The 18492-nt window shown below is 63.0% G+C and carries 20 protein-coding genes; 12 read left to right on the top strand and 8 right to left on the bottom strand.

Annotation, left to right across the window (positions count from 1 at the left end):
• The first annotated feature begins 268 nt into the window (after window positions 1-268).
• Both ACO07C_RS02150 and ACO07C_RS02145 read left to right on the top strand, forming a co-directional pair.
• A complete protein-coding gene (locus ACO07C_RS02150) occupies window positions 269-826 on the top strand; it encodes a chromate transporter (protein WP_421912584.1) in 558 nt (185 codons plus the stop codon).
• The gene (locus ACO07C_RS02145) at window positions 826-1377 is read left to right on the top strand and encodes a chromate transporter (RefSeq protein ID WP_421912583.1); all 552 of its coding nucleotides are present in this window, start codon (window positions 826-828) and stop codon (window positions 1375-1377) included. Before ACO07C_RS02150 ends, ACO07C_RS02145 begins: the two co-directional genes overlap by 1 nt.
• Before the next feature lie 32 nt (window positions 1378-1409).
• Here the strand turns inward: ACO07C_RS02145 and ACO07C_RS02140 are convergent, their stop codons facing one another.
• The 6 genes from ACO07C_RS02140 to ACO07C_RS02115 form a co-directional block, all read right to left on the bottom strand.
• Entirely contained in the window at window positions 1410-2588 is a 1179-nt protein-coding gene (locus ACO07C_RS02140) for an NAD(P)/FAD-dependent oxidoreductase (protein WP_421912582.1), read from the bottom strand.
• A gap of 109 nt (window positions 2589-2697) precedes the next feature.
• Complete coding sequence (locus ACO07C_RS02135; RefSeq protein ID WP_421912581.1) at window positions 2698-3429, bottom strand: dienelactone hydrolase family protein; 732 nt, start codon at window positions 3427-3429, stop codon at window positions 2698-2700.
• 129 nt (window positions 3430-3558) lie between these two features.
• Window positions 3559-4860, bottom strand: coding sequence for a CynX/NimT family MFS transporter (locus ACO07C_RS02130; protein ID WP_421912580.1), 1302 nt, complete (start codon window positions 4858-4860; stop codon window positions 3559-3561).
• Window positions 4857-5534 carry a FadR/GntR family transcriptional regulator gene (locus ACO07C_RS02125; RefSeq protein WP_421912579.1) on the bottom strand — a complete coding sequence of 226 codons (678 nt, stop codon included), beginning with the start codon at window positions 5532-5534 and terminating at the stop codon, window positions 4857-4859. The genes ACO07C_RS02130 and ACO07C_RS02125 overlap by 4 nt, the downstream gene beginning before the upstream one ends.
• Before the next feature lie 126 nt (window positions 5535-5660).
• Window positions 5661-6353: a hypothetical protein gene (locus ACO07C_RS02120; protein ID WP_421912578.1), complete on the bottom strand. Its 693-nt coding sequence runs from the start codon at window positions 6351-6353 to the stop codon at window positions 5661-5663.
• A gap of 92 nt (window positions 6354-6445) precedes the next feature.
• Complete coding sequence (locus ACO07C_RS02115; RefSeq protein ID WP_421912577.1) at window positions 6446-8020, bottom strand: trimethylamine methyltransferase family protein; 1575 nt, start codon at window positions 8018-8020, stop codon at window positions 6446-6448.
• Between the two features lie 277 nt (window positions 8021-8297).
• Here ACO07C_RS02115 and ACO07C_RS02110 point away from each other — a divergent pair, with 277 nt between their 5' ends.
• Together ACO07C_RS02110 and ACO07C_RS02105 are read left to right on the top strand one after the other, a co-directional pair.
• Window positions 8298-8996, top strand: a complete 699-nt coding sequence (locus ACO07C_RS02110) for a corrinoid protein (protein WP_107650280.1) — start codon at window positions 8298-8300, stop codon at window positions 8994-8996.
• Between the two features lie 111 nt (window positions 8997-9107).
• Window positions 9108-9737: a DUF1638 domain-containing protein gene (locus tag ACO07C_RS02105; RefSeq protein WP_421912576.1), complete on the top strand. Its 630-nt coding sequence runs from the start codon at window positions 9108-9110 to the stop codon at window positions 9735-9737.
• On the opposite strand, the gene ACO07C_RS02100 is transcribed toward ACO07C_RS02105, so the two are convergent.
• Window positions 9728-10672, bottom strand: a complete 945-nt coding sequence (locus ACO07C_RS02100; RefSeq protein WP_421912575.1) for an NAD-dependent epimerase/dehydratase family protein — start codon at window positions 10670-10672, stop codon at window positions 9728-9730. The genes ACO07C_RS02105 and ACO07C_RS02100 overlap by 10 nt on opposite strands.
• 147 nt (window positions 10673-10819) lie before the next feature.
• On the opposite strand from ACO07C_RS02100, the gene ACO07C_RS02095 reads away from it, so the two are divergent.
• From ACO07C_RS02095 to ACO07C_RS02070, 6 genes are all read left to right on the top strand, one after another.
• Entirely contained in the window at window positions 10820-11398 is a 579-nt protein-coding gene (locus tag ACO07C_RS02095) for a DUF4893 domain-containing protein (protein WP_421912574.1), read from the top strand.
• Between the two features lie 90 nt (window positions 11399-11488).
• Window positions 11489-12271 (top strand): formyl transferase, encoded by a 783-nt coding sequence (locus ACO07C_RS02090; protein ID WP_421912572.1) that lies wholly within the window; start codon window positions 11489-11491, stop codon window positions 12269-12271.
• Window positions 12272-12498: 227 nt separating this feature from the next.
• Entirely contained in the window at window positions 12499-12801 is a 303-nt protein-coding gene (locus tag ACO07C_RS02085) for a virulence factor (protein ID WP_091575482.1), read from the top strand.
• Window positions 12794-13390, top strand: a complete 597-nt coding sequence (locus ACO07C_RS02080) for a methylenetetrahydrofolate reductase C-terminal domain-containing protein (protein WP_421912571.1) — start codon at window positions 12794-12796, stop codon at window positions 13388-13390. Before ACO07C_RS02085 ends, ACO07C_RS02080 begins: the two co-directional genes overlap by 8 nt.
• A complete protein-coding gene (locus ACO07C_RS02075) occupies window positions 13387-14478 on the top strand; it encodes a methylenetetrahydrofolate reductase (RefSeq protein WP_421912570.1) in 1092 nt (363 codons plus the stop codon). The genes ACO07C_RS02080 and ACO07C_RS02075 overlap by 4 nt, the downstream gene beginning before the upstream one ends.
• An 82-nt stretch (window positions 14479-14560) precedes the next feature.
• Window positions 14561-15535 carry a methyltetrahydrofolate cobalamin methyltransferase gene (locus tag ACO07C_RS02070; protein ID WP_421912569.1) on the top strand — a complete coding sequence of 325 codons (975 nt, stop codon included), beginning with the start codon at window positions 14561-14563 and terminating at the stop codon, window positions 15533-15535.
• Between the two features lie 79 nt (window positions 15536-15614).
• Here the strand turns inward: ACO07C_RS02070 and ACO07C_RS02065 are convergent, their stop codons facing one another.
• Window positions 15615-15857 carry a hypothetical protein gene (locus ACO07C_RS02065; protein WP_421912568.1) on the bottom strand — a complete coding sequence of 81 codons (243 nt, stop codon included), beginning with the start codon at window positions 15855-15857 and terminating at the stop codon, window positions 15615-15617.
• 86 nt (window positions 15858-15943) lie between these two features.
• Here ACO07C_RS02065 and ACO07C_RS02060 point away from each other — a divergent pair, with 86 nt between their 5' ends.
• The gene (locus ACO07C_RS02060) at window positions 15944-18013 is read left to right on the top strand and encodes an ASKHA domain-containing protein (RefSeq protein WP_421912567.1); all 2070 of its coding nucleotides are present in this window, start codon (window positions 15944-15946) and stop codon (window positions 18011-18013) included.
• Window positions 18014-18191: 178 nt separating this feature from the next.
• Window positions 18192-18377, top strand: coding sequence for a hypothetical protein (locus ACO07C_RS02055; protein ID WP_421912566.1), 186 nt, complete (start codon window positions 18192-18194; stop codon window positions 18375-18377).
• Window positions 18378-18492 lie beyond the last annotated feature (115 nt).

The raw sequence follows: 18492 nt of genomic DNA, 5'->3' as shown, positions 1-18492 counted from the left end.
GATTCCTTGGGGCCATGGAAAGAAATTTTTCAGATTGGCTGTTTTCGCCCCGGCATGCGAAGTCCAACTGTTTCCACGAGGCCTTCACGGGAGGCGCAAGAAAGAGTGACCTGTTGTCGGCAGGCATGGCGCTGGCAATTCCGGTTCGACTCGGGTCTTTGTTGCGGAGCTTGATCACGAAAAATGGTACCCGGTTTCTCGGACAGGCGGTTCGTTCGTCCAGGGATCATGCTCCCATAGAGAAATGGCTGCGGCCTGAACGTTGAACATGTCGGAACCGGAAACACCATCCGCCCCCAGTGGCTCGCAGCTGTTCTGGGTCTTCACACGCATCGCCCTGACGAGTTTCGGCGGTGGGTTGAGCGGCTGGCTGCTGCGGGAGTTCGTTCAGAACCGCAAATGGATGACGCAGGAGGAATTCCTCAACGGCCTTTCCATTTCCCAGGCGCTGCCTGGTGTGAACGTCAAGAACATGGCCGTCTGGATAGGCTACAGGTTTCTTGGCTGGCGTGGCGCCTTGATTGGCTTTGTTGGCATCATCGTCCCGCCCGCTATCGTCATCGTTCTGTTGGGAGCGCTATTCGCCTCCTTGTCACGCTATCCGCTGACGCATGTGGTGTTGACCGGAGCCGCGGCGGCCGCTGTCGGCCTGTCGCTGTCCATGGGCATCACGGCAGCACGAGCAGTGCCTCGAAGCGCTATTCCCATCATGATCATGGCCGGCACATTCGTCGCCGTCGCTATCCTGCACTGGCCGCTTTTCTGGGTCGTACTGGCCGCCGGATTCTTGGGCGTGGCCTTTGCCTACGCCAAGGGGACAAGTTGATGAGTGAGAGCCCCCACACCTCGCTGGTGCTGAGCTTGCTGGCGGTGTTTGCTCCGCTCTCACTCGTCACCATTGGCGGCGGACAGAGCGCCATTGCCGATATCAACCGGCAGGTTGTCGACGTCCATCAATGGATGAGCCAGTCGCAATTTGTCGAGGCATTCGCCATCTCGCGGATGGCCCCGGGGCCGGGATCCTTGCTGGTGACTTTGATCGGCTGGCAGGTCGCCGGGTTTTGGGGTGCAGTCGTTTCAACCCTGGCCATTTTCGGCCCGACGACCTTTCTCATCTACGCCGTCGCTCATATATGGTCCCGCGACGGCGGCACGCGCTGGAAGCGGGCGCTCGAGGCAGGACTCCGGCCTGTCGCCGCGGGCATGATCCTCGCGTCGACCTATATATTGCTGCAGGCCATAGACGGCGGCTGGTTCGCACGCGCCGTGGCCTTTGCATCAACCGCGGCGCTTCTCACCACCAGGGTGAATCCGCTGCTTCTGATCGGCGCGGGTGTGGCTATTTTCATCGGGCTCCATGCGACGGGCCTTGTCTAGGCAATCGGAACCATGGCTGCCGCGGATGCCGTCTAGACCGCTTGTCCCGCCACCCAGCCGGACGACCACGCCCATTGGAAATTATAACCACCGAGCCAGCCGGTGACATCGACGACCTCGCCGATGAAAAACAGGCCGGGCACGGATTTCGCCTGCATCGTCTTCTGGTCAAGCCCCTTGGTATCCACCCCGCCAAGCGTGACTTCCGCGGTACGATAGCCTTCCGATCCAGCAGGCTTGATACGCCAATCATTGACGGCGGCGTCGATGGCTTTCATCCGCGCATCGGAAAGATCCGCCAGATTGCCATCGATACCGGTTCGCTCGGCGATCGCCTGCGCCAGCTTTTTCGGCAGATGGTTGGCGAGCACTGTCTGCACCGCCTGCCGGCCATTGACACGCCTGGCGGATCGAACAAGATCGGCGACATCCGTTCCCGGCAGCATGGCGATGCGGATCTCGTCGCCCTCGCGCCAGTAGGACGATATTTGCAGGATGGCGGGCCCGCTGACGCCACGATGCGTGAACAGCATCGCTTCCGAAAACCGCGTCTTGCCGCAGGAAACTTCGGCATCGACGGCATTGCCGGCCAGCGGCGCGAGCCGCTCGAGTGTCTTTGCATCGAAGGTCAGCGGCACCAATGCCGGGCGCGTTTCGACGATGGCAAGGCCAAACCGGGAGGCGATCTCGTAGCCGAAGCCCGTCGCGCCCATCTTGGGAATGGACTTGCCGCCGCAAGCCACGACCAGCGACCGGCAGGCGACCGCACCGGTGGACAGGGTCACGACGAACCCGTCCACTGTCTTGCTGATGTCCTCGACGCCTGTCGATAGCGCCAGTTCCACGCCCCTGCCCTGCATTTCGCCGACCAGCATGTCGATGATCTGGCGCGCGGAGCCATCGCAGAACAACTGTCCCAGCGTCTTCTCGTGATAGGCGATGCGATGCCGCTCGACGAGCGCGATGAAATCGCGCTGCGTATAGCGGCTGAGCGCCGAGATGCAAAAATACGGATTTCCCGACAGAAAGTTCTTTGGGCTCGCATGGATGTTGGTGAAGTTGCAGCGGCCACCGCCGGAGATGCGGATTTTTTCGCCGGGCATTGCCGCATGATCGAGGATCAGCACCGAACGGCCGCGCTTGGCGGCCTCCAAGGCGCACATCATTCCAGCGGCGCCGGCGCCGATGATCACGACATCAAAGGATTGCATCAGGCTATTCGTTCCCGCTCGGCCAACTACCTTTGGGGCCGCGCCACTTGGCTGCCTGATACCGCGAACGGACTGGACAGCCAACAGGCAAGAACAGCCGGACGAAAGCTCAGATCAGTGTTTCGGCAAAGAGCGCGCCCAGCCGCTTCCAGTGACGCTCCGCGCCCGCCGCATCGAAGACACCGTGATCCGACACGCACCAGCCATGCGCCATGCCGACATAGTTCTCGATGGCGTGGTCGACAGCCGCCACGCGCAACGCCTCGGCAAGCCGCGTTGACTGTTCCGGCGGGAAGCTTCTGTCGACGCCCGCCATGCCGACATAGACGCGCGCCTTGATGGCGGCGGCCTTGTTATGCGGACTGTCGGCGGCATCGCTGGCGAGATTGCCGCCGTGGAAGCTGGCGGCGGCCTTTATCCTGTCTGGATAGACAGCGGCGGCGTTGAGCGCCCGTGCGCCGCCCATGCAATAGCCGACAGTGCCGATCGGTCCGGTGACGCCCTCAGCCGCCAGTGCATCGAGGAAAGCGCCGCTGTCGTTGATGGTCATCTCCTGTGTCGTGCCAGTGACCATGGCCATGATGGCCGCCTTGCTCTTCTCCTCGGTGAATGCCGTCTTGGCGTCGAACGGGCCGTAAGAGCCAAATCGGTAGAAAAGATCGGGAACCAGCACCGCATAGCCGTCGCCGGCCAGCCGTTCCGCCATGGCATCAAGCGCGGGTCGCGGGCCAAAGGCGTCCATATAGAGAATGACACCGGCCTTGGACTCCCCAGCCGGGCGGAATAGCCCCGCCTTGGCCGCGCCATCGCTGGTTTTGATCTGAATATCCTGCTTGGCCATAATGCGCTCCGTTGCCTTGTCGAGCGATACATATCCGCGCCGGCAGGTTGGGCAAGGCGTTACCCGAACCGTGTGGTCAACATTTCGTGCGGCGTTCGTCCAACGACCAGGGACCCACGAAAAGCCATCTCAGACGTCGCTATCGGCAGGCACGGTTCGTGCGCCAACGTGCAGCGCCCGGCCGGCACCAAACCCCATGATGGCCGCGCCGAGACCCAGCGCGACAAACAGGAAGGCCGTCTCCGAAAAGCTGCCGGTCCAGCCGCGGATCAGGCCGACCAGCAGCGGGCCGAATGCCGCAAGCACATAGCCAACGCCCTGCGCCATGCCCGAAAGATGCGCCGCGACATGCGAATCCGGCGAGCGCAGCACGATCAATGTCATCGCGGCCGCGATCAGGCCACCCTGCCCGATACCTTGCAGGACCGCCCAGAAAAGCACGGTCGAGGTCGGCGCGAACAGGATGCCGAGCAACGCCGTTACAGCGATGCCGACAAGCGCCACGTTGATGCCGCGCTGGTCCTTGAGCCGCACCGCGATGGAGGGCACGGCAAGGCAAGTGACGACCTGCGCCATGACAGACACCGAAGCGATGGCGCCGGCGGTGGGTGCGTCGAATCCGCGCTCGCGCAGGATCGGTGCCAGCCAGCCGAAGATGCAATAGGCAAGTCCCGACTGCAGGCCCATGAACAAGGTCACCTGCCAGGCCAGGCGATCGCGCCACAGGCCGACGACGCGAAAGCCGCCATGACTGACCTGCCGCCGGCTGCCCAGCGCCTGCGGGATCCAGATCAGCAGCATCAGCAATGTCGGCACCGCCCATGCGCCGAGCGCGCCCGACCAGGAGCCCGTGACAAAGTGCTCGATCGGCAGGGTGAGACCTGCGGCGGCAGCCGAGCCGGCGCAAAGGGCCATGGTGTAGAGCCCGGTCATGACGGCGGCGCTACCGGCAAAATCGCGCTTGACCAGGCCCGGCAGCAGGACGTTGCCGATGGCTATGGCGCCGCCGGCAAGGAAGGTGGCGACAAACAGCAGCGGCACCGAGCCGAACCAGCGCAACCCGGTTCCCAGCGCCAGCAGCACCAGCGCGCCGAGCAAGGTGCGTTCGGCCCCATAGCGCTGGGCAAGTCTTGGCGCAAACGGCGCAAACAGGCCGAGGCACAGGACCGGTAGCGTGGTCAGCAGGCTGGCGCCGGTCGTCGACAGACCGGTCGCCTGCATCACCTCGGGCAACAGCACCGACAGGCTGGAAAACAGTGGCCGCAAATTGAAGGCGATCAACACAAGGCTGGCACCGAGAACGATGCGCGCGGCACGGCTGCGCGGTTCGGGCGGCAACGGCAGGCTGTCGGCTTCGGCATCGATGAGTTCCAGGCTCCCGACGGCCTCGGATTGCGCCACCGCGTGAGGTCCACGAAAACTCTGGTTCATTGGGAAAGCAGTCTTTCAAGTTGGGCAAGCACCGGCGCCATGAAAGCACGCACGGCGGCAACCGCGCGGTCCGGATCGTTCGCGGCGATGGCTTCGACGATGGCCGCGTGCGCCTGCTGGTCGGGCTCGGGCAGTTCGCCGTCGATGGTGGCATGGATGGTTTCGGTGATGGCGGCGGTGAAGAAGTCGTAGAGTTCCATCATCGCTCTGTTGCCGGACGCCGCGACGACCGACTTGTGGAAGGCGAAGTCGCGACGAATGAAGGCTTCGCTTCCGCCGTCCGCGACCGTGCCGCGCTCACCGAGCAGTTGCCGCATCCGCTCGAGATCGGCAGGCGTATGGCGCAGCGCGGCGAGCCGCGCGGCTTCCAGGTCCAATGCGGCCCGCGCCTCCCATTGATCGCGCAGGCCCGCGCGCTTGACCCGGTCGAGCGCGGCCGAAGAATCGACGGCGGAGCGCACGTAGGTGCCGGAGCCCTGGCGCGTATCCAGAAATCCTTGCGAGACCAGCACCCGCACCGCTTCGCGTACCGTGCCGCGACTGACCGACAAAAGATCCGCAAGCGCTGCTTCATTGGGAACACGCCCGCCCACGCCCCAGCGTCCGGCAATGATTTCGGCGCGCAGGCTCTCGGCGGCACTGTCGGTGAGATTGGTTCTGGTGGCGGGTTGCATTGGCCTATTCATCAAATCATCCGATGACTTGATGGATAGGCAGGCTTCTGCCTGCCGTCAAGCTACAGGCGTGCGGACACCGCGTACCAGCACCGGCAGAGCGGTATCGGGAACAAGGCGATTCCGTCAGCCGACCATCGGCGCGAAACTTGCCATGTGAAACGCCTGCACATTGGCCGGATAGCGATAGGAGGTACCGTAAGGGCAGGCATTGCGGTCAAGACAACCGCCACTGCGGCACGCTTCGCCCCTGACCCCACGCACATGCGCCAGACAAGACTGATAGGCGAATCCATCTTCTGAGTACGCGTCGACCGGACAGGCTTTCATGCAGGGTTTTCCAACACATGCATCGCAAAGGTGAATCTCTGCCTGAGGCGCCTCGACCTGGATTTCGTCCTCGAACAGCAGCGCGCCACGATAGGCGTGCCAGAGCCCGTATCGCGGGTGCATGAGGATGCCCAATGGCGACGGTTTTAATCCTTCCGCGCGCATCGCCCATCGCTGGAACGGCAGATATGGCTTGTCGGAAGGTGAAACCGTGCGTGCGCCAAATCTTTCCGCCACTGCGCCGATCACTTGCCGCGACCATGTATCAAGCGGGTTGGCGACCGTCCGTGGTTGCTTTTCGCGCCAGCGCAGGAAATGCGGCCATGGTGCCGCCCCCGCCTGCCCCACCAGCAGGACGGATTTGGCCGGAGCGCCCGACAAGCCGGTCGGGGGCGCGTCGCCCGATGTGAAATTGAAACCACCGCGAAAAATGAGCCCATCTACGGAAAGCGCCGTGGCAATGGCCTCAATGCGGTGGTGTGCGGACATCATTCCTTCTTGACCGGATCGGAGAAGGCACTCCGCCAGACTTCCTTGTGGATGATGTTGGCGACTTTAGCCCCGCCTGACTCGGGCTCCTTTCAAGTGAAGGCGTCGGGCATCGACCCCTTCTTCTTGGCGATGAATTCCTGCAACGCTTCGTCGATGCCAGCATCGAGATGCGGCGCCTCGTAGCTTTCCAGCCAGCGGCGGGCGAGTTCGTTGGCGCGCTGCGGTGCGGTCTTTTCACCCTCGGCCAGCCACTGCTCGTAGGAATTGTTGTCGGCGATGTTCGAGCGGTAGAAGGCGGTCTGGAAATTGGCCTGGGTGTGGTCGCAACCAAGATAGTGGCTGCCCGGACCAACCTGCCGGATCGCATCCATGGCCTGGCCGTTTTCCGACAGGTCGACGCCTTCGCAGAATTTCTGCTGCATGCCGAGCTGGTCGATATCCATCATGAATTTCTCATAGCAGGACGCGAGCCCGCCCTCGAGCCAGCCGGCCGAATGCAGCACGAAGTTGGTGCCCGCGAGGATCGTCGAGTTCAGCGTGTTGGCGCTTTCGTAAGCAGCCTGCGCATCCGGAACCTTGGACGCGCAGAGCGAGCCGCCGGTTCGGAACGGCAGGCCAAGACGGCGTGCGAGCTGGGCCGCGCCATAGGAGACCAGCGACGGCTCCGGCGTGCCGAAGGTCGGCGCGCCCGACTGCATCGAGATCGACGAGGCGAAGGTGCCGAAGAGCACCGGCGCGCCCGGCCGGATCAACTGCGTGAACGAGGCGCCAGCCAGCACTTCGGCCAGGACCTGCGTCAGCGTGCCGGCCACCGTTACCGGGCTCATCGCGCCGGCCAGGATGAATGGCGTGACGATGCAGGCCTGGTTGTGGCGCGAATAGACTTTCAGCGCGCCGAGCATGGTCTCGTCGAACACCATCGGCGAGTTGGCATTGATCAGGCTGGTCAGCACCGTGTTGTTCTCGACGAAATCGTCGCCGAACAGGATCTTGGCCATCGCAACGGTATCCTCGGCGCGCTCCGGCGCCGTCACCGAGCCCATGAACGGCTTGTCGGAATATTTGATGTGCGCGTAGATCATGTCGAGGTGGCGTTTGTTGACCGGCACGTCGACCGGCTCGCACACCGTGCCGCCCGAATGATGGATCGACGGCGCCATATAGGCGAGCTTCACGAAATTCTGGAAATCCTCGATCGTCGCGTAACGGCGGTTGCCGTCGAGGTCGCGCACGAAGGGAGGACCATAGACCGGCGCGAACACCGTGGCGTTGCCGCCGATCTGCACCGAGCGCTCGGAATTGCGGGCATGCTGGGTGTAGACGGACGGCGCCGTCTTCAGCAGCGAACGGCAAAGGCCCTTGGGAAAGTGCACGCGTTCGCCCTTGACGTCGGCGCCGGCCTCTTTCCAGAGCTGCAGGGCTTCCGCGTCATCGCGGAAGATGATGCCGGTCTCCTCCAGCACCGTGTCGGTGTTCTTCTCGATCAGCGCCAGGCCTTCCTCGTTCAACACCTCGTAGACGTTGATCTTGCGCTTTATGTAGGTGAGCTGGGTGCCCGGCCCGCCGCCGGAGCGCGCGGCCCTGCGGGCAGCCGCACCGCCGCTGGCGGCGCGCCCTCGCCGCGCGTTTGACGCTTCCTGGTCGATTGCCGCGTGATCGCTCATGGTGGTTCTTCCCTGAATCTGTTCTTGATCTGAAATCCGCCGCGGCCACCGAACGCCGCTCCTCCCCGGATCGTAGCCATGCACCCTATTCGAAACGGCCCGCCAGCGCCAACGGCTGTCGCAAAATCGACAAGAAAAGCAATAGATTTTCCAGTCGCTTTCCTTTTGCGGGAAGTCGCAAATCAGCTATGGATACATGCCCCCAGCGGGTTAGGTATGAACGCGAATATTTTGTGCCTTGCGACACAGTCGCGATGCCGGCAGGAGCTTGATACAAATGGCCGACGACGAGATCATCCTTTCCGAACTCTCCGACGACGAGTTGGTGCAGCAGATGCACGACGATCTCTATGACGGCCTCAAGGAAGAGATCGAGGAAGGCACCCAGATCCTGCTCGAACGCGGCTGGGTGCCCTACAAGGTGCTGACCGAAGCACTGGTCGAAGGCATGCGCATCGTCGGTGAGGATTTTCGCGACGGTATCCTGTTCGTTCCCGAAGTGCTGCTGTCGGCCAACGCGATGAAGGCCGGCATGTTCATCCTGCGCCCGCTGCTCGCCGCCACCGGCGCGCCGAAGCAGGGCAAGATGGTCATCGGCACGGTCAAGGGCGACATTCACGACATCGGCAAGAACCTTGTCGGCATGATGATGGAAGGCGCCGGCTTCGACGTCATCGATCTCGGCATCAACAATGCGGTCGAGAAGTATCTCGATGCGATCGAGCAGCACCAGCCCGACATCATCGGCATGTCGGCGCTGCTGACGACCACCATGCCTTACATGAAGGTCGTCATCGACACGATGAAGGAAAAGGGTATCCGCGACGACTACGTCGTGCTGGTCGGCGGCGCTCCGCTCAACGAGGAATTCGGCAAGGCCGTCGGCGCCGACGCTTACTGCCGCGACGCGGCGGTGGCGGTCGAAACCGCCAAGGATTTCATGAAGCGCAAGCACAACGTTCGCGCTTCGGCCTGATTTCGGGCGTTCCCGGCACAGACCAGCAAAAAGCCGCGCCTTGCAGCGCGGCTTTTTTGTTACCAGATGAGATGATGACTTCGGGCGACGAAAGCCGGTTCCACTGAAATCATGGCCAAGGCACGAAAAACACAATCGTATCAGGCCAGCAGGCTTCTGGTGATCGCCTGCGGAATGATCGCGCGCGAAGTTCTGGCCGTGAAGGAACAGCTCAACCTCGACCATCTGGTCCTGACCTGCCTGCCAGCGGAGTTTCATTTCTATCCGGACCGCATCGCCCCGGCGATGGACAAGGCGATCGAGAAGGCCAAGGCGGAAGGCTACGAACACATCTTCGTCGGCTATGCTGATTGCGGCACTGGCGGCCTGCTCGACCGGATCTGCGAGAAGCACGGCGTCGAGCGCATGGCCGGGCCGCATTGCTTTGCCTTCTACCAGGGCATGGATGCCTACGCGAAGGTCGCCGACGACGACATGATGTCGTTCTACATGACGGACTTCCTGTGCCGCCAGTTCGACGCTTTCTTCATGAAGCCGCTCGGCCTCGACAAGCACCCCGAGCTGATCAAGGACTATTTCGGCAATTACGAGAAGCTGATCTACCTGGCCCAGACCGACGATCCGGAACTCGACAAGGTCGCCGAAGGCGCCGCGACAATGCTAGGCCTCGCCTATGAGCGCCGCGCGACCGGCTATGGCGACCTGACGGCGGGGTTGGCGCAAGCCGCGGCTCACCGCTGAGCGCGACCCGATGAGGACGCGCCCTGCTCCGCTGATAGCGTGGCCAGAACGTCGGCGAAACTCGTCTTGCAGACGAACCCTAGCCTGTCCCCCGCGCGCGACGCGTCATAGACCCGGTCGATCGAGGAAAACATCGTCCAGCCCGCTCGGGCGTAGAGGCCGGGAAACTCAGGGAAATACCGCGCGACGACCGACGGCGCGTCGGTGATCAGCGCTGCGCAATCGTCGGGCCGGAACGGCGTTGGCGCGCAGACGATGAAGGTGTCGAAGCCCAGCAATGGTGCCTTCTCCAACGCGGCAATATGCGCCTCGGCTGCATCTTCCACCGTCAGTCGTCGGAACAGCAGTTCGTTCGCCTTGGTGTTGGCATCCGATTGCTCGATTGCATGAGCCATGTCATCGGCTTCGGGAAAGAACCGAGCCGTGCGCAACACGACCACCGGCAGGCCATGCTGAAGATGGTGGAGGCGGCAGAGATGTTCAGCCGAAAGCTTGGTGACGCCATAGATGTTGCGCGGTTCGGGCGACATCCGTTCCGTCAGCCACGCAGCCTTGCGCGCGCCGCCCGTGAAACCTTCGCGTATCGCCTGGGAAATCATCAGCGACGTGGTGGACGTGAAGACGAAGCGTTCCACACCGAATGACGTCGCCGCGTCCAGCAGGTTGAGCGTGCCCACCACATTGGTCGCGATGAAGGCGCCGTTGTCATGATCTTCGATGTTCGGCTTGTGCAGCGCGCCGCTGTGGATGATGGCCTCGATTCCGTTTTCCCGGACAACCCGCATGACGAGGTCACGGTCCGTGATCGAGCCGACAATCCGTGTTTGCATCGCTGGAACGGGATCGAGGCCGGTTACCTCGTGGCCCAGTGCTGTGAGCCGCGGGGCCAGCGTCGCACCCAGCCAACCCGACGACCCCGTAAGCAAAATCCGCATCGGCTACACCATGATTTTTGGTCCGCGGGCTGTTAAGCACGGATCACGAGACATCGCTAAATGGTAAATTGTGCGCCAGGCGCACAAACACGCTGCTCCAGCCACGTGCTGACAGTCCAAAACAAGTCACGCAGGAGAAAGACCCCGATGATTGGTCGTCCGTTGCTTCTATCGCTCTGCCTCGGCGTTTGCGCGGCGCTTCCCGCACGTGCCGACGGCGAAATCCAGAAGCTGATCACACCTGCCGACAAGACGCGTCTCGACAGGTATGACGAGACGCGCAAGGCGGCCCTCGCCGAGGCGAAGGCCGGCAATCCGGCCGATGTAAAACAGCTCGACGCCTTGCTGGCCAAGCCGCCGGTGTCCTTCTCCGACAAGGACCTGACTGGCAATTGGAGGTGCCGCACCATCAAGGCTGGCGGGCTGTCCCCGCTCGTCATCTATGGCTGGTTCAAATGCAGGGTCACCGACGACGGATCGGGCTGGAGGCTGGAAAAGGTCAGTGGCTCGCAGCGCACCAGGGGCCGCTTCTTCGACGATGGCCAGAAGCGGGCGATCTATCTCGGCGCCGCATCGGTCAACAACGATGCGGCCAAACCCTATGGCAGCGGCCCGCAAACCGACCAGGTCGGCTATGCCTACCGCAGCGGCCCCAGCGAGTGGCGCATCGAGTTCCCGGCGCCCTACTACGAATCGAAGCTCGACATCATGGAGTTCAAGCGCTGATCGGCAACCCTTGCGGTCACCAACATTTAACCCGGCCGGCGGAGAATTGAGCCGCGCGGCGACAGGCCGCGCCTGGCAAGAAAGCGCGCCATGGCTTCAGCGATTGAGAAGAGAGCCGCGATCGTGGTGATCACCGAAGGCGGCCCGCATATCTGGGCCATCATCAACGCCATCGCCGATCGCCTGGGTCCTGTCAGCGTCATCCTCGAAACCCCTCAATCCAAGAAGCAATTGCTGGCTCGGCGCGCGCGCCGGCAAGGCTGGGTGTCGGTGATCGGGCAGCTTGGCACCATGGTGCTGACCCGGCTCGGCAAGCGCTTCCTTGCCGGGCACGCGGCCCGCATCATCGCCGAAGAGAAGCTGCGCACCGGGCCGGTCGCCGGGCAATCCATCATCCACGTTTCCTCGGCCGATTCAGCCGAATGCCTGCGGGCGGTCGAAAGCGTCGGCCCGGGCGTCGTGCTGCTCGCCGGATGCCGCCTTTTGTCCAGGCAAACCCTGGCCGGGATGCCGTGTCCGGTGCTCAACTATCATGCCGGCATCAACCCGAAATATCGCGGCATGAATGGCGGCTACTGGGCACTCGCGAGCGGCGATGCTGAAAACTTCGGCTCGACAGTCCATTTGGTCGATGCCGGCGTGGACACGGGCGGCGTGCTGCGGCATGCACGCGGCAAGCCCCAGCCGGGTGACACGATTTCAAGCCACGCGCTGCGGCAGGCCGCGTTCTCGCGTGACATGTGCGTCGACGCGATCAGCGATGCGCTGGCGGGCCGGCTCGCCACGTTCGATCCCGGCCTGCCTTCCATGCAATGGTATCATCCGACGATCTGGTTCTACCTCTGGACCGGGATCAAACGCGGCATCTGGTAACGCCGGATTCGTCTGAACCAACGGCCAATCCAGCACCCTCGCTGCAAGTCTGGCATCAACCTCTGACTTCGGGCTCGCCGGCCAGTTCACCCCGTCAGGGCGGAAGATTCCGTGCTTTCATTTTGCGACATCCAAATGCGTCGTTTTTGAATGCGCGCGCGTCGTCCCATAACAAGCGGGCCAACCACGCATGCGGCAATGCTCGAAATCACGAGGAGTGATAATTCATGGCCGATCTGATCGTCGTTTACTGGCGCGATATTCCAGCCCAGGTCATCGTCAAGAAGGGCCGGCAGAACGCCAAGCGCGAACTGCCGCTGCGCTTCACTGAAGCCATCGACATGTGTGCCATGCGCACCGGCGCGGGCGGCACCGACGATTATCTGGCCGAATGGCGCAAGGCCGATCCCGTACCGGTCGGTGACGACCTCGAAGCCGAGGTCGAAAAGGCCTTTCAGGATCTCGACACGAAGTACGACCGTGAGCGGCTTGTCGCTCTGGTAAAGGCGGGCGGCAAAGAAAATGTCTGAGACTCAGCCGGCGGTTACCCAGGCCACTCTGGTCAAGAAGGCAGCGCCGAAATCCGACTACAAGCCGGCCGACGTTTCGCCGCAGCGGCGCGTGCAGCGCTCCTTCGCGATCCGGTTGTGGTCGATCAGGCATTCGCGCCTGCTGGAATGGTTCTATGCCAAATTCGCCGACATGTTCCTGCTGCTCCACCCGCTATGGAAAGGCATCGGCTATGGCCGCGTCGAAGGACCGATCAAGTTTGTCGAGAAGCGCGTCAAGGGCTTCATGTTCGACTGCCGCATGTGCGGCCAGTGCGTGCTGTCGTCCACCGGCATGTCATGCCCCATGAATTGCCCCAAGCAGTTGCGCAACGGCCCTTGCGGCGGCGTGCGCGCCAACGGCAATTGCGAAGTCGAGCCTGACATGCCCTGCGTCTGGGTCAAGGCCTGGGAAGGCTCGCGGAACATGGTGAACAGCGACAAGATCCTGACCGTGCAGAAGCCGGTAGACCAGTCGTTGCGTGAGACCTCCGCCTGGCTGCGGGTAACCGCTCAGGCGGCGGCGGCGCGCGAAGCCGCGGCGAACGTGAAGACCGGAGCATCCGCATGATCGGTCATCAGCGCGACGAGAATCCGGCCGGCATCCACCTGCCGCTCGATCCCCTGCCCGGCCACTCTTCCCGCGGCCGGCTCGAGCGTGTCCTGCGCCGTGGCGAATTCGCCGTCACCACCGAGCTCAATCCGCCCGACAGCGCTGATCCCGAGGACGTCTACAACAGGGCGAAAATCTTCGATGGCTGGGTCGACGCCATCAACGCGGTCGATGCTTCCGGCGCCAACTGCCACATGTCGTCTGTCGGCATCTGCGCGCTGCTGACGCGCATGGGCTATGCCCCGATCATGCAGATCGCCTGCCGCGACAAGAACCGCATCGCTATCCAGGGTGACGTGCTTGGCGGCGCGGCGATGGGCGTCGCCAACATGCTGTGCCTGACCGGCGACGGCGTGCAGGCCGGCGACCAGCCCGGCGCCAAGCCGGTGTTCGACCTCGACTCCATGTCGCTGCTCGAAACGGTCCGCATCATGCGCGACAACGGCAAGTTCCTGTCCGGCCGCAAGCTGACGACGCCACCGCAGGTTTTCCTGGGTGCTGCCGTCAACCCGTTCGCCCCGCCTTTCGACTTCCGCCCGATCCACCTCGGCAAGAAGATTGCCGCCGGCGCGCAATTCGTGCAGACGCAATATTGTTTCGACGTGCCGATGTTCAGGACCTTCATGCAGAAGGCGCGCGATCTCGGCCACACCGACAAAGTGTTCGTCCTCTGCGGCGTCGGACCGCTGGCCTCGGCAAAGACCGCCAAGTGGATCCGCTCCAACGTGCCCGGCATCCATATCCCCGACACCGTCATCAAGCGGCTGGAAGGCGCCCAGGACCAGAAGAAGGAAGGCAAGCAGCTCTGCATCGACATCATCAACGAGGTGAAGGAGATTCCAGGCGTCGCCGGCATCCATGTGATGGCCTACCGCCAGGAGGAATATGTCGCCGAGATCGTCGATGAATCGGGCGTGCTGAAGGGCCGCCAGCCGTGGAAACGCGAGATTCGTCGCGATGACCAGATGGTCGCCGACCGGCTCGACCGCATATTGCATGACGAGATTACGGAAACGCAGGTGGACATGGTGAAGACCGCGCATTGACGGCGCGTCACAACCAGCCATTCGCTTGAATGAGAACAGACAACGATATAAAGAAATCTTTATATCCTGACGGAGAAATTTCATGACCCGGACCATTGTTGCCTCGGCGACACGAGAAATCATCATCGGCTTCGACCAGCCCTTCTGCGTGATCGGCGAGCGCATCAACCCGACCGGCCGCAAGAAGCTGGCCGCCGAGATGATCGCCGGCAATTTCGAAACCGTCATCCGGGACGCGCTGGAACAGGCCGCCTGCGGCGCGACCATGCTCGACGTCAACGCCGGCGTCACCTCGGTCAACCCGAATGAGACGGAACCCGGCCTGCTGGTTCAGACGCTGGAGATCGTGCAGGGACTGGTCGACCTGCCGCTGTCGATCGACAGCTCGGTTACCGCCGCGATCGAGGCCGCGCTCAAGGTCGCCAAGGGCCGCCCGTTGGTCAACTCCGTCACTGGCGAGGAAGAGAAGCTCGAAGCCATCCTGCCTCTGGTCAAGAAATACAATGTCCCGGTCGTCGCCATCTCCAATGACGAGACCGGCATTTCGATGGATCCGGACGTGCGCTTCGCCGTCGCCAAGAAGATCGTCGAGCGCTGCGCCGATTTCGGCATTCCCGCGCATGACGTCGTCGTCGACCCGCTGGTCATGCCGATCGGCGCGCTGGGCGATGCCGGTCGCCAGGTGTTCGCGCTGCTGCGCCGCTTGCGCGAAGAGCTGAAGGTCAACACCACCTGCGGCCTTTCCAACATCTCTTTCGGCTTGCCGCACCGCCACGGCATCAACGCCGCCTTCATCCCGATGGTGATCGGCGCCGGCATGACCTCGGCGATCATGAACCCGGTGCGTCCGCAGGAAATGGAAGCCGTGCGCGGCGCCAATGTGCTGAACGGCACCGATGAGAACTGCACCAACTGGATCCGGACCTACAAGGACTACAAGCCCGCCGAAGGCGGCCAGGCGGTTGCAGCGCCGACGCAGGTCAACGCGCCCGGCGATGGCGCAAGCAGTGGCGGCCGCCGGCGCGGTGGACGCGAAGCCCGGATGGGTCGGGGGTAAGCGCGCAATCGTGAAATCTCTCGCGAACTTCACTAGCCCGATCGTGCTGTCAATGCCGTCGGGCTGGTGTGTGTTGCGGTCAGGCCATGCCCAGGATGGTGTCGAAGACAGCCATTCCCGCCCACGAGCCGAAAATGCCGGTCACGCCGCCGACGATGAAATCGTCGTCCTCGGCCGGCCAGAAGCCGTGCAGCAGCAAGATACAGACAACCGCCCCGACGATACCGGACGCCAGATATTGCGGATTTCGCAGCCACGGGCCCCTGAGCAGGCGAACCATGGTGAACGTCGTGAATATGGCGGACAGGAGGAGATCGGACATGATTGGCCTCTGGACCATCAGACACTCCACCCAAGAGTGAAACGATCCGTTAAACGGCATCGACAATTGTTATCGAGACCCGAAGCATGAATTCTCCCGCCAACATCACCGATCCGCTCGTGCTTTTCATGCCGTCGGGCAAGCGCGGCCGGTTCCCGGTCGGAACGCCGGTGCTGGATGCCGCGCGCCAGCTTGGCGTCTATGTCGAAAGCGTGTGCGGCGGGCGCGCGACGTGTGGGCGTTGCCAGATCGAGGTGCAGGAAGGCAATTTCGCCAAGCACAAGATCGTGTCGTCCAACGACCACATCTCGCCCAAGGGGCCTAAGGAAGAGCGCTACGAGCGCGTGCGTGGACTGCCCGAACGGCGGCGCCTGTCCTGCTCTGCGCAGATCCTCGGCGACCTCGTCATCGACGTGCCGCAGGACACGGTCATCAATGCGCAGACCATCCGCAAGGATGCCGACACCAGGGTGATCGCGCGCGATGCGGCGATCCGCATGTGCTATGTCGAGATCGAAGAGCCCGACATGCACAAGCCGCTCGGCGATCTCGACCGCCTGAAGATCGCCTTGATGAAGGACTGGAATCTCAAGAGCCTGGACTTCGATTTCTATCTCCTGCCGCTGGTGCAGGGCATTTTGCGCAAGGGCAACTGGACCGCCACCGCCGCCATCTACAAGGACGCCGATAGCGAGACCGCAAGGGTCATCGCGCTGTGGCCCGGCCTCAAGAATGAAGCCTATGGGCTCGCCTGCGATATCGGCTCGACCACCATTGCCATGCATCTGGTGTCGCTGCTGTCGGGCCGCGTCGCCGCGTCCTCGGGCACGTCCAACCCGCAGATCCGCTTCGGCGAGGATTTGATGAGCCGCGTCTCCTACGTGATGATGAACCCGGATGGCCGCGAAGGCATGACGGTCGCGGTGCGCGAAGCGATCTCGAGCCTTGTCGACAAGGTCTGCGCCGAAGGCAATGTCCAGCGCAACGACATCCTGGATTCCGTCTTCGTCGGCAATCCGATCATGCACCACCTGTTCCTCGGCATCGATCCGACCGAGCTCGGCGGCGCCCCCTTCGCGCTGGCCGTCTCCGGGGCAGTGCACATCAAGGCCTCCGATATCGGCCTGAAGCTCAACCAGGGCGCCCGTCTTTACATGCTGCCCTGCATCGCCGGCCATGTCGGCGCCGATGCGGCGGCGGTGACGCTGTCGGAAGGACCGCATCGCCAGGACGAGATGATGCTGATCGTCGACGTCGGCACCAATGCCGAGATCGTGCTCGGCAATCGCACCCGTGTCGTGGCGGCTTCCTCGCCGACCGGCCCGGCCTTCGAGGGCGCGGAAATCTCCGGTGGCCAGCGCGCGGCGCCCGGCGCCATCGAGCGCGTGCGTATCGACCCCGACACGCTGGAGCCGAAATACCGCGTCATCGGCTCGGAACTGTGGTCAGACGAGCCGGGTTTCCTCGACAGCGTGCAGGCGACCGGCGTCACCGGCATTTGCGGCTCCGGCATCATCGAGATCGTGGCCGAGATGTATCTCGCCGGCATCATCTCGGAGGACGGCGTCGTCGACGGCTCGCTTGCCGCACGTTCGCCGCGCGTCATCGCCAATGGCCGCACCTTCTCCTACGTGCTGAAGGAAGGTGAGCCGAAGATCACCATTACCCAGACCGACGTGCGCGCCATCCAGCTCGCCAAGGCAGCACTTTATGCCGGCACCAAGCTGCTGATGGAAAAGCAGAACACCGAGCATGTCGACCGCATCCATTTCGCCGGCGCCTTCGGCTCGTTCATCGATCCGAAATACGCCATGGTGCTGGGCCTGATCCCCGATTGCGACCTCGACAAGGTTTCGGCCGTCGGCAACGCCGCGGGTGCGGGCGCGCGCATGGCGCTCTTGAACCGCGGCTATCGCCGCGAGATCGAGGAGACTGTGAGCCAGATCGAGAAGATCGAAACTGCCCTGGAGCCGAAATTCCAGGAGCATTTCGTCTACGCCATGGCGCTGCCGAACAAGGTCGATCCGTTCCCGAAACTGTCGGCCGCGGTCAAACTGCCGCCGCGCAAGACGGTGAGCGAGGATGGCGTTGCCGGCGACGCCGCGCCACGGCGGCGTTCACGCGAAGGTCACGCCGCGAGACGCAGCCGGGAGTAATCTCAGCCGCGGTATGGTGCAAATTCATTTGCATGCAAATGTTTCAAGATCGAACCGATCTCGAAACCAAAACGCGCTGTAGCGAAATCCACTGGATACATGGGCAGGGCATTTAACCGGCATCGATCGGCAGGCACGAAATGTCTTCGGCCGCCTCGAAACTCCAAGGGAGATGAAGATGTCGATGTTTGAAACCCTCGGCCGCTATGGCGCGGCCATCAGACAAGCCCATGACCGCAACAAGGCAAGGCGCATCCTGAACAGCCTGCCTCCCGAAATCCAGAAGGATATCGGCTGGCCGGTGTCGCCCCGCTCCAGTGAAAAAGCGAGCCTGACCACCGCCATCTGGAACGCGGCGCGCTGATGACATTCGCCGACAAATGCAAATTGCTCGGCGCAAGCCGGCGCCGCCAGACGGCCGCGGCTCCAACCGACAACCGGATACGCGCGGCACTGCTGCGCCTCCGGCCCCGCCGAAA

The sequence above is a fragment of the Mesorhizobium sp. genome, assembly GCF_965229135.1.
Taxonomy (GTDB): Bacteria; Pseudomonadota; Alphaproteobacteria; order Rhizobiales; family Rhizobiaceae; genus Mesorhizobium.
The sequence above is the reverse complement of the archived record's forward strand: the minus strand, read 5'-3'. Positions and strand labels throughout refer to the sequence as shown.

Coding starts and splice junctions, on each gene's coding strand:
- ACO07C_RS02150 (WP_421912584.1), top strand. CDS start 269: ATGTCGGAACCGGAAACACCATCCGCCCCCAGTGGCTCGCAGCTGTTC.
- ACO07C_RS02145 (WP_421912583.1), top strand. CDS start 826: ATGAGTGAGAGCCCCCACACCTCGCTGGTGCTGAGCTTGCTGGCGGTG.
- ACO07C_RS02140 (WP_421912582.1), bottom strand. CDS start 2,588: ATGCAATCCTTTGATGTCGTGATCATCGGCGCCGGCGCCGCTGGAATG.
- ACO07C_RS02135 (WP_421912581.1), bottom strand. CDS start 3,429: ATGGCCAAGCAGGATATTCAGATCAAAACCAGCGATGGCGCGGCCAAG.
- ACO07C_RS02130 (WP_421912580.1), bottom strand. CDS start 4,860: ATGAACCAGAGTTTTCGTGGACCTCACGCGGTGGCGCAATCCGAGGCC.
- ACO07C_RS02125 (WP_421912579.1), bottom strand. CDS start 5,534: ATGCAACCCGCCACCAGAACCAATCTCACCGACAGTGCCGCCGAGAGC.
- ACO07C_RS02120 (WP_421912578.1), bottom strand. CDS start 6,353: ATGTCCGCACACCACCGCATTGAGGCCATTGCCACGGCGCTTTCCGTA.
- ACO07C_RS02115 (WP_421912577.1), bottom strand. CDS start 8,020: ATGAGCGATCACGCGGCAATCGACCAGGAAGCGTCAAACGCGCGGCGA.
- ACO07C_RS02110 (WP_107650280.1), top strand. CDS start 8,298: ATGGCCGACGACGAGATCATCCTTTCCGAACTCTCCGACGACGAGTTG.
- ACO07C_RS02105 (WP_421912576.1), top strand. CDS start 9,108: ATGGCCAAGGCACGAAAAACACAATCGTATCAGGCCAGCAGGCTTCTG.
- ACO07C_RS02100 (WP_421912575.1), bottom strand. CDS start 10,672: ATGCGGATTTTGCTTACGGGGTCGTCGGGTTGGCTGGGTGCGACGCTG.
- ACO07C_RS02095 (WP_421912574.1), top strand. CDS start 10,820: ATGATTGGTCGTCCGTTGCTTCTATCGCTCTGCCTCGGCGTTTGCGCG.
- ACO07C_RS02090 (WP_421912572.1), top strand. CDS start 11,489: ATGGCTTCAGCGATTGAGAAGAGAGCCGCGATCGTGGTGATCACCGAA.
- ACO07C_RS02085 (WP_091575482.1), top strand. CDS start 12,499: ATGGCCGATCTGATCGTCGTTTACTGGCGCGATATTCCAGCCCAGGTC.
- ACO07C_RS02080 (WP_421912571.1), top strand. CDS start 12,794: ATGTCTGAGACTCAGCCGGCGGTTACCCAGGCCACTCTGGTCAAGAAG.
- ACO07C_RS02075 (WP_421912570.1), top strand. CDS start 13,387: ATGATCGGTCATCAGCGCGACGAGAATCCGGCCGGCATCCACCTGCCG.
- ACO07C_RS02070 (WP_421912569.1), top strand. CDS start 14,561: ATGACCCGGACCATTGTTGCCTCGGCGACACGAGAAATCATCATCGGC.
- ACO07C_RS02065 (WP_421912568.1), bottom strand. CDS start 15,857: ATGTCCGATCTCCTCCTGTCCGCCATATTCACGACGTTCACCATGGTT.
- ACO07C_RS02060 (WP_421912567.1), top strand. CDS start 15,944: ATGAATTCTCCCGCCAACATCACCGATCCGCTCGTGCTTTTCATGCCG.
- ACO07C_RS02055 (WP_421912566.1), top strand. CDS start 18,192: ATGTCGATGTTTGAAACCCTCGGCCGCTATGGCGCGGCCATCAGACAA.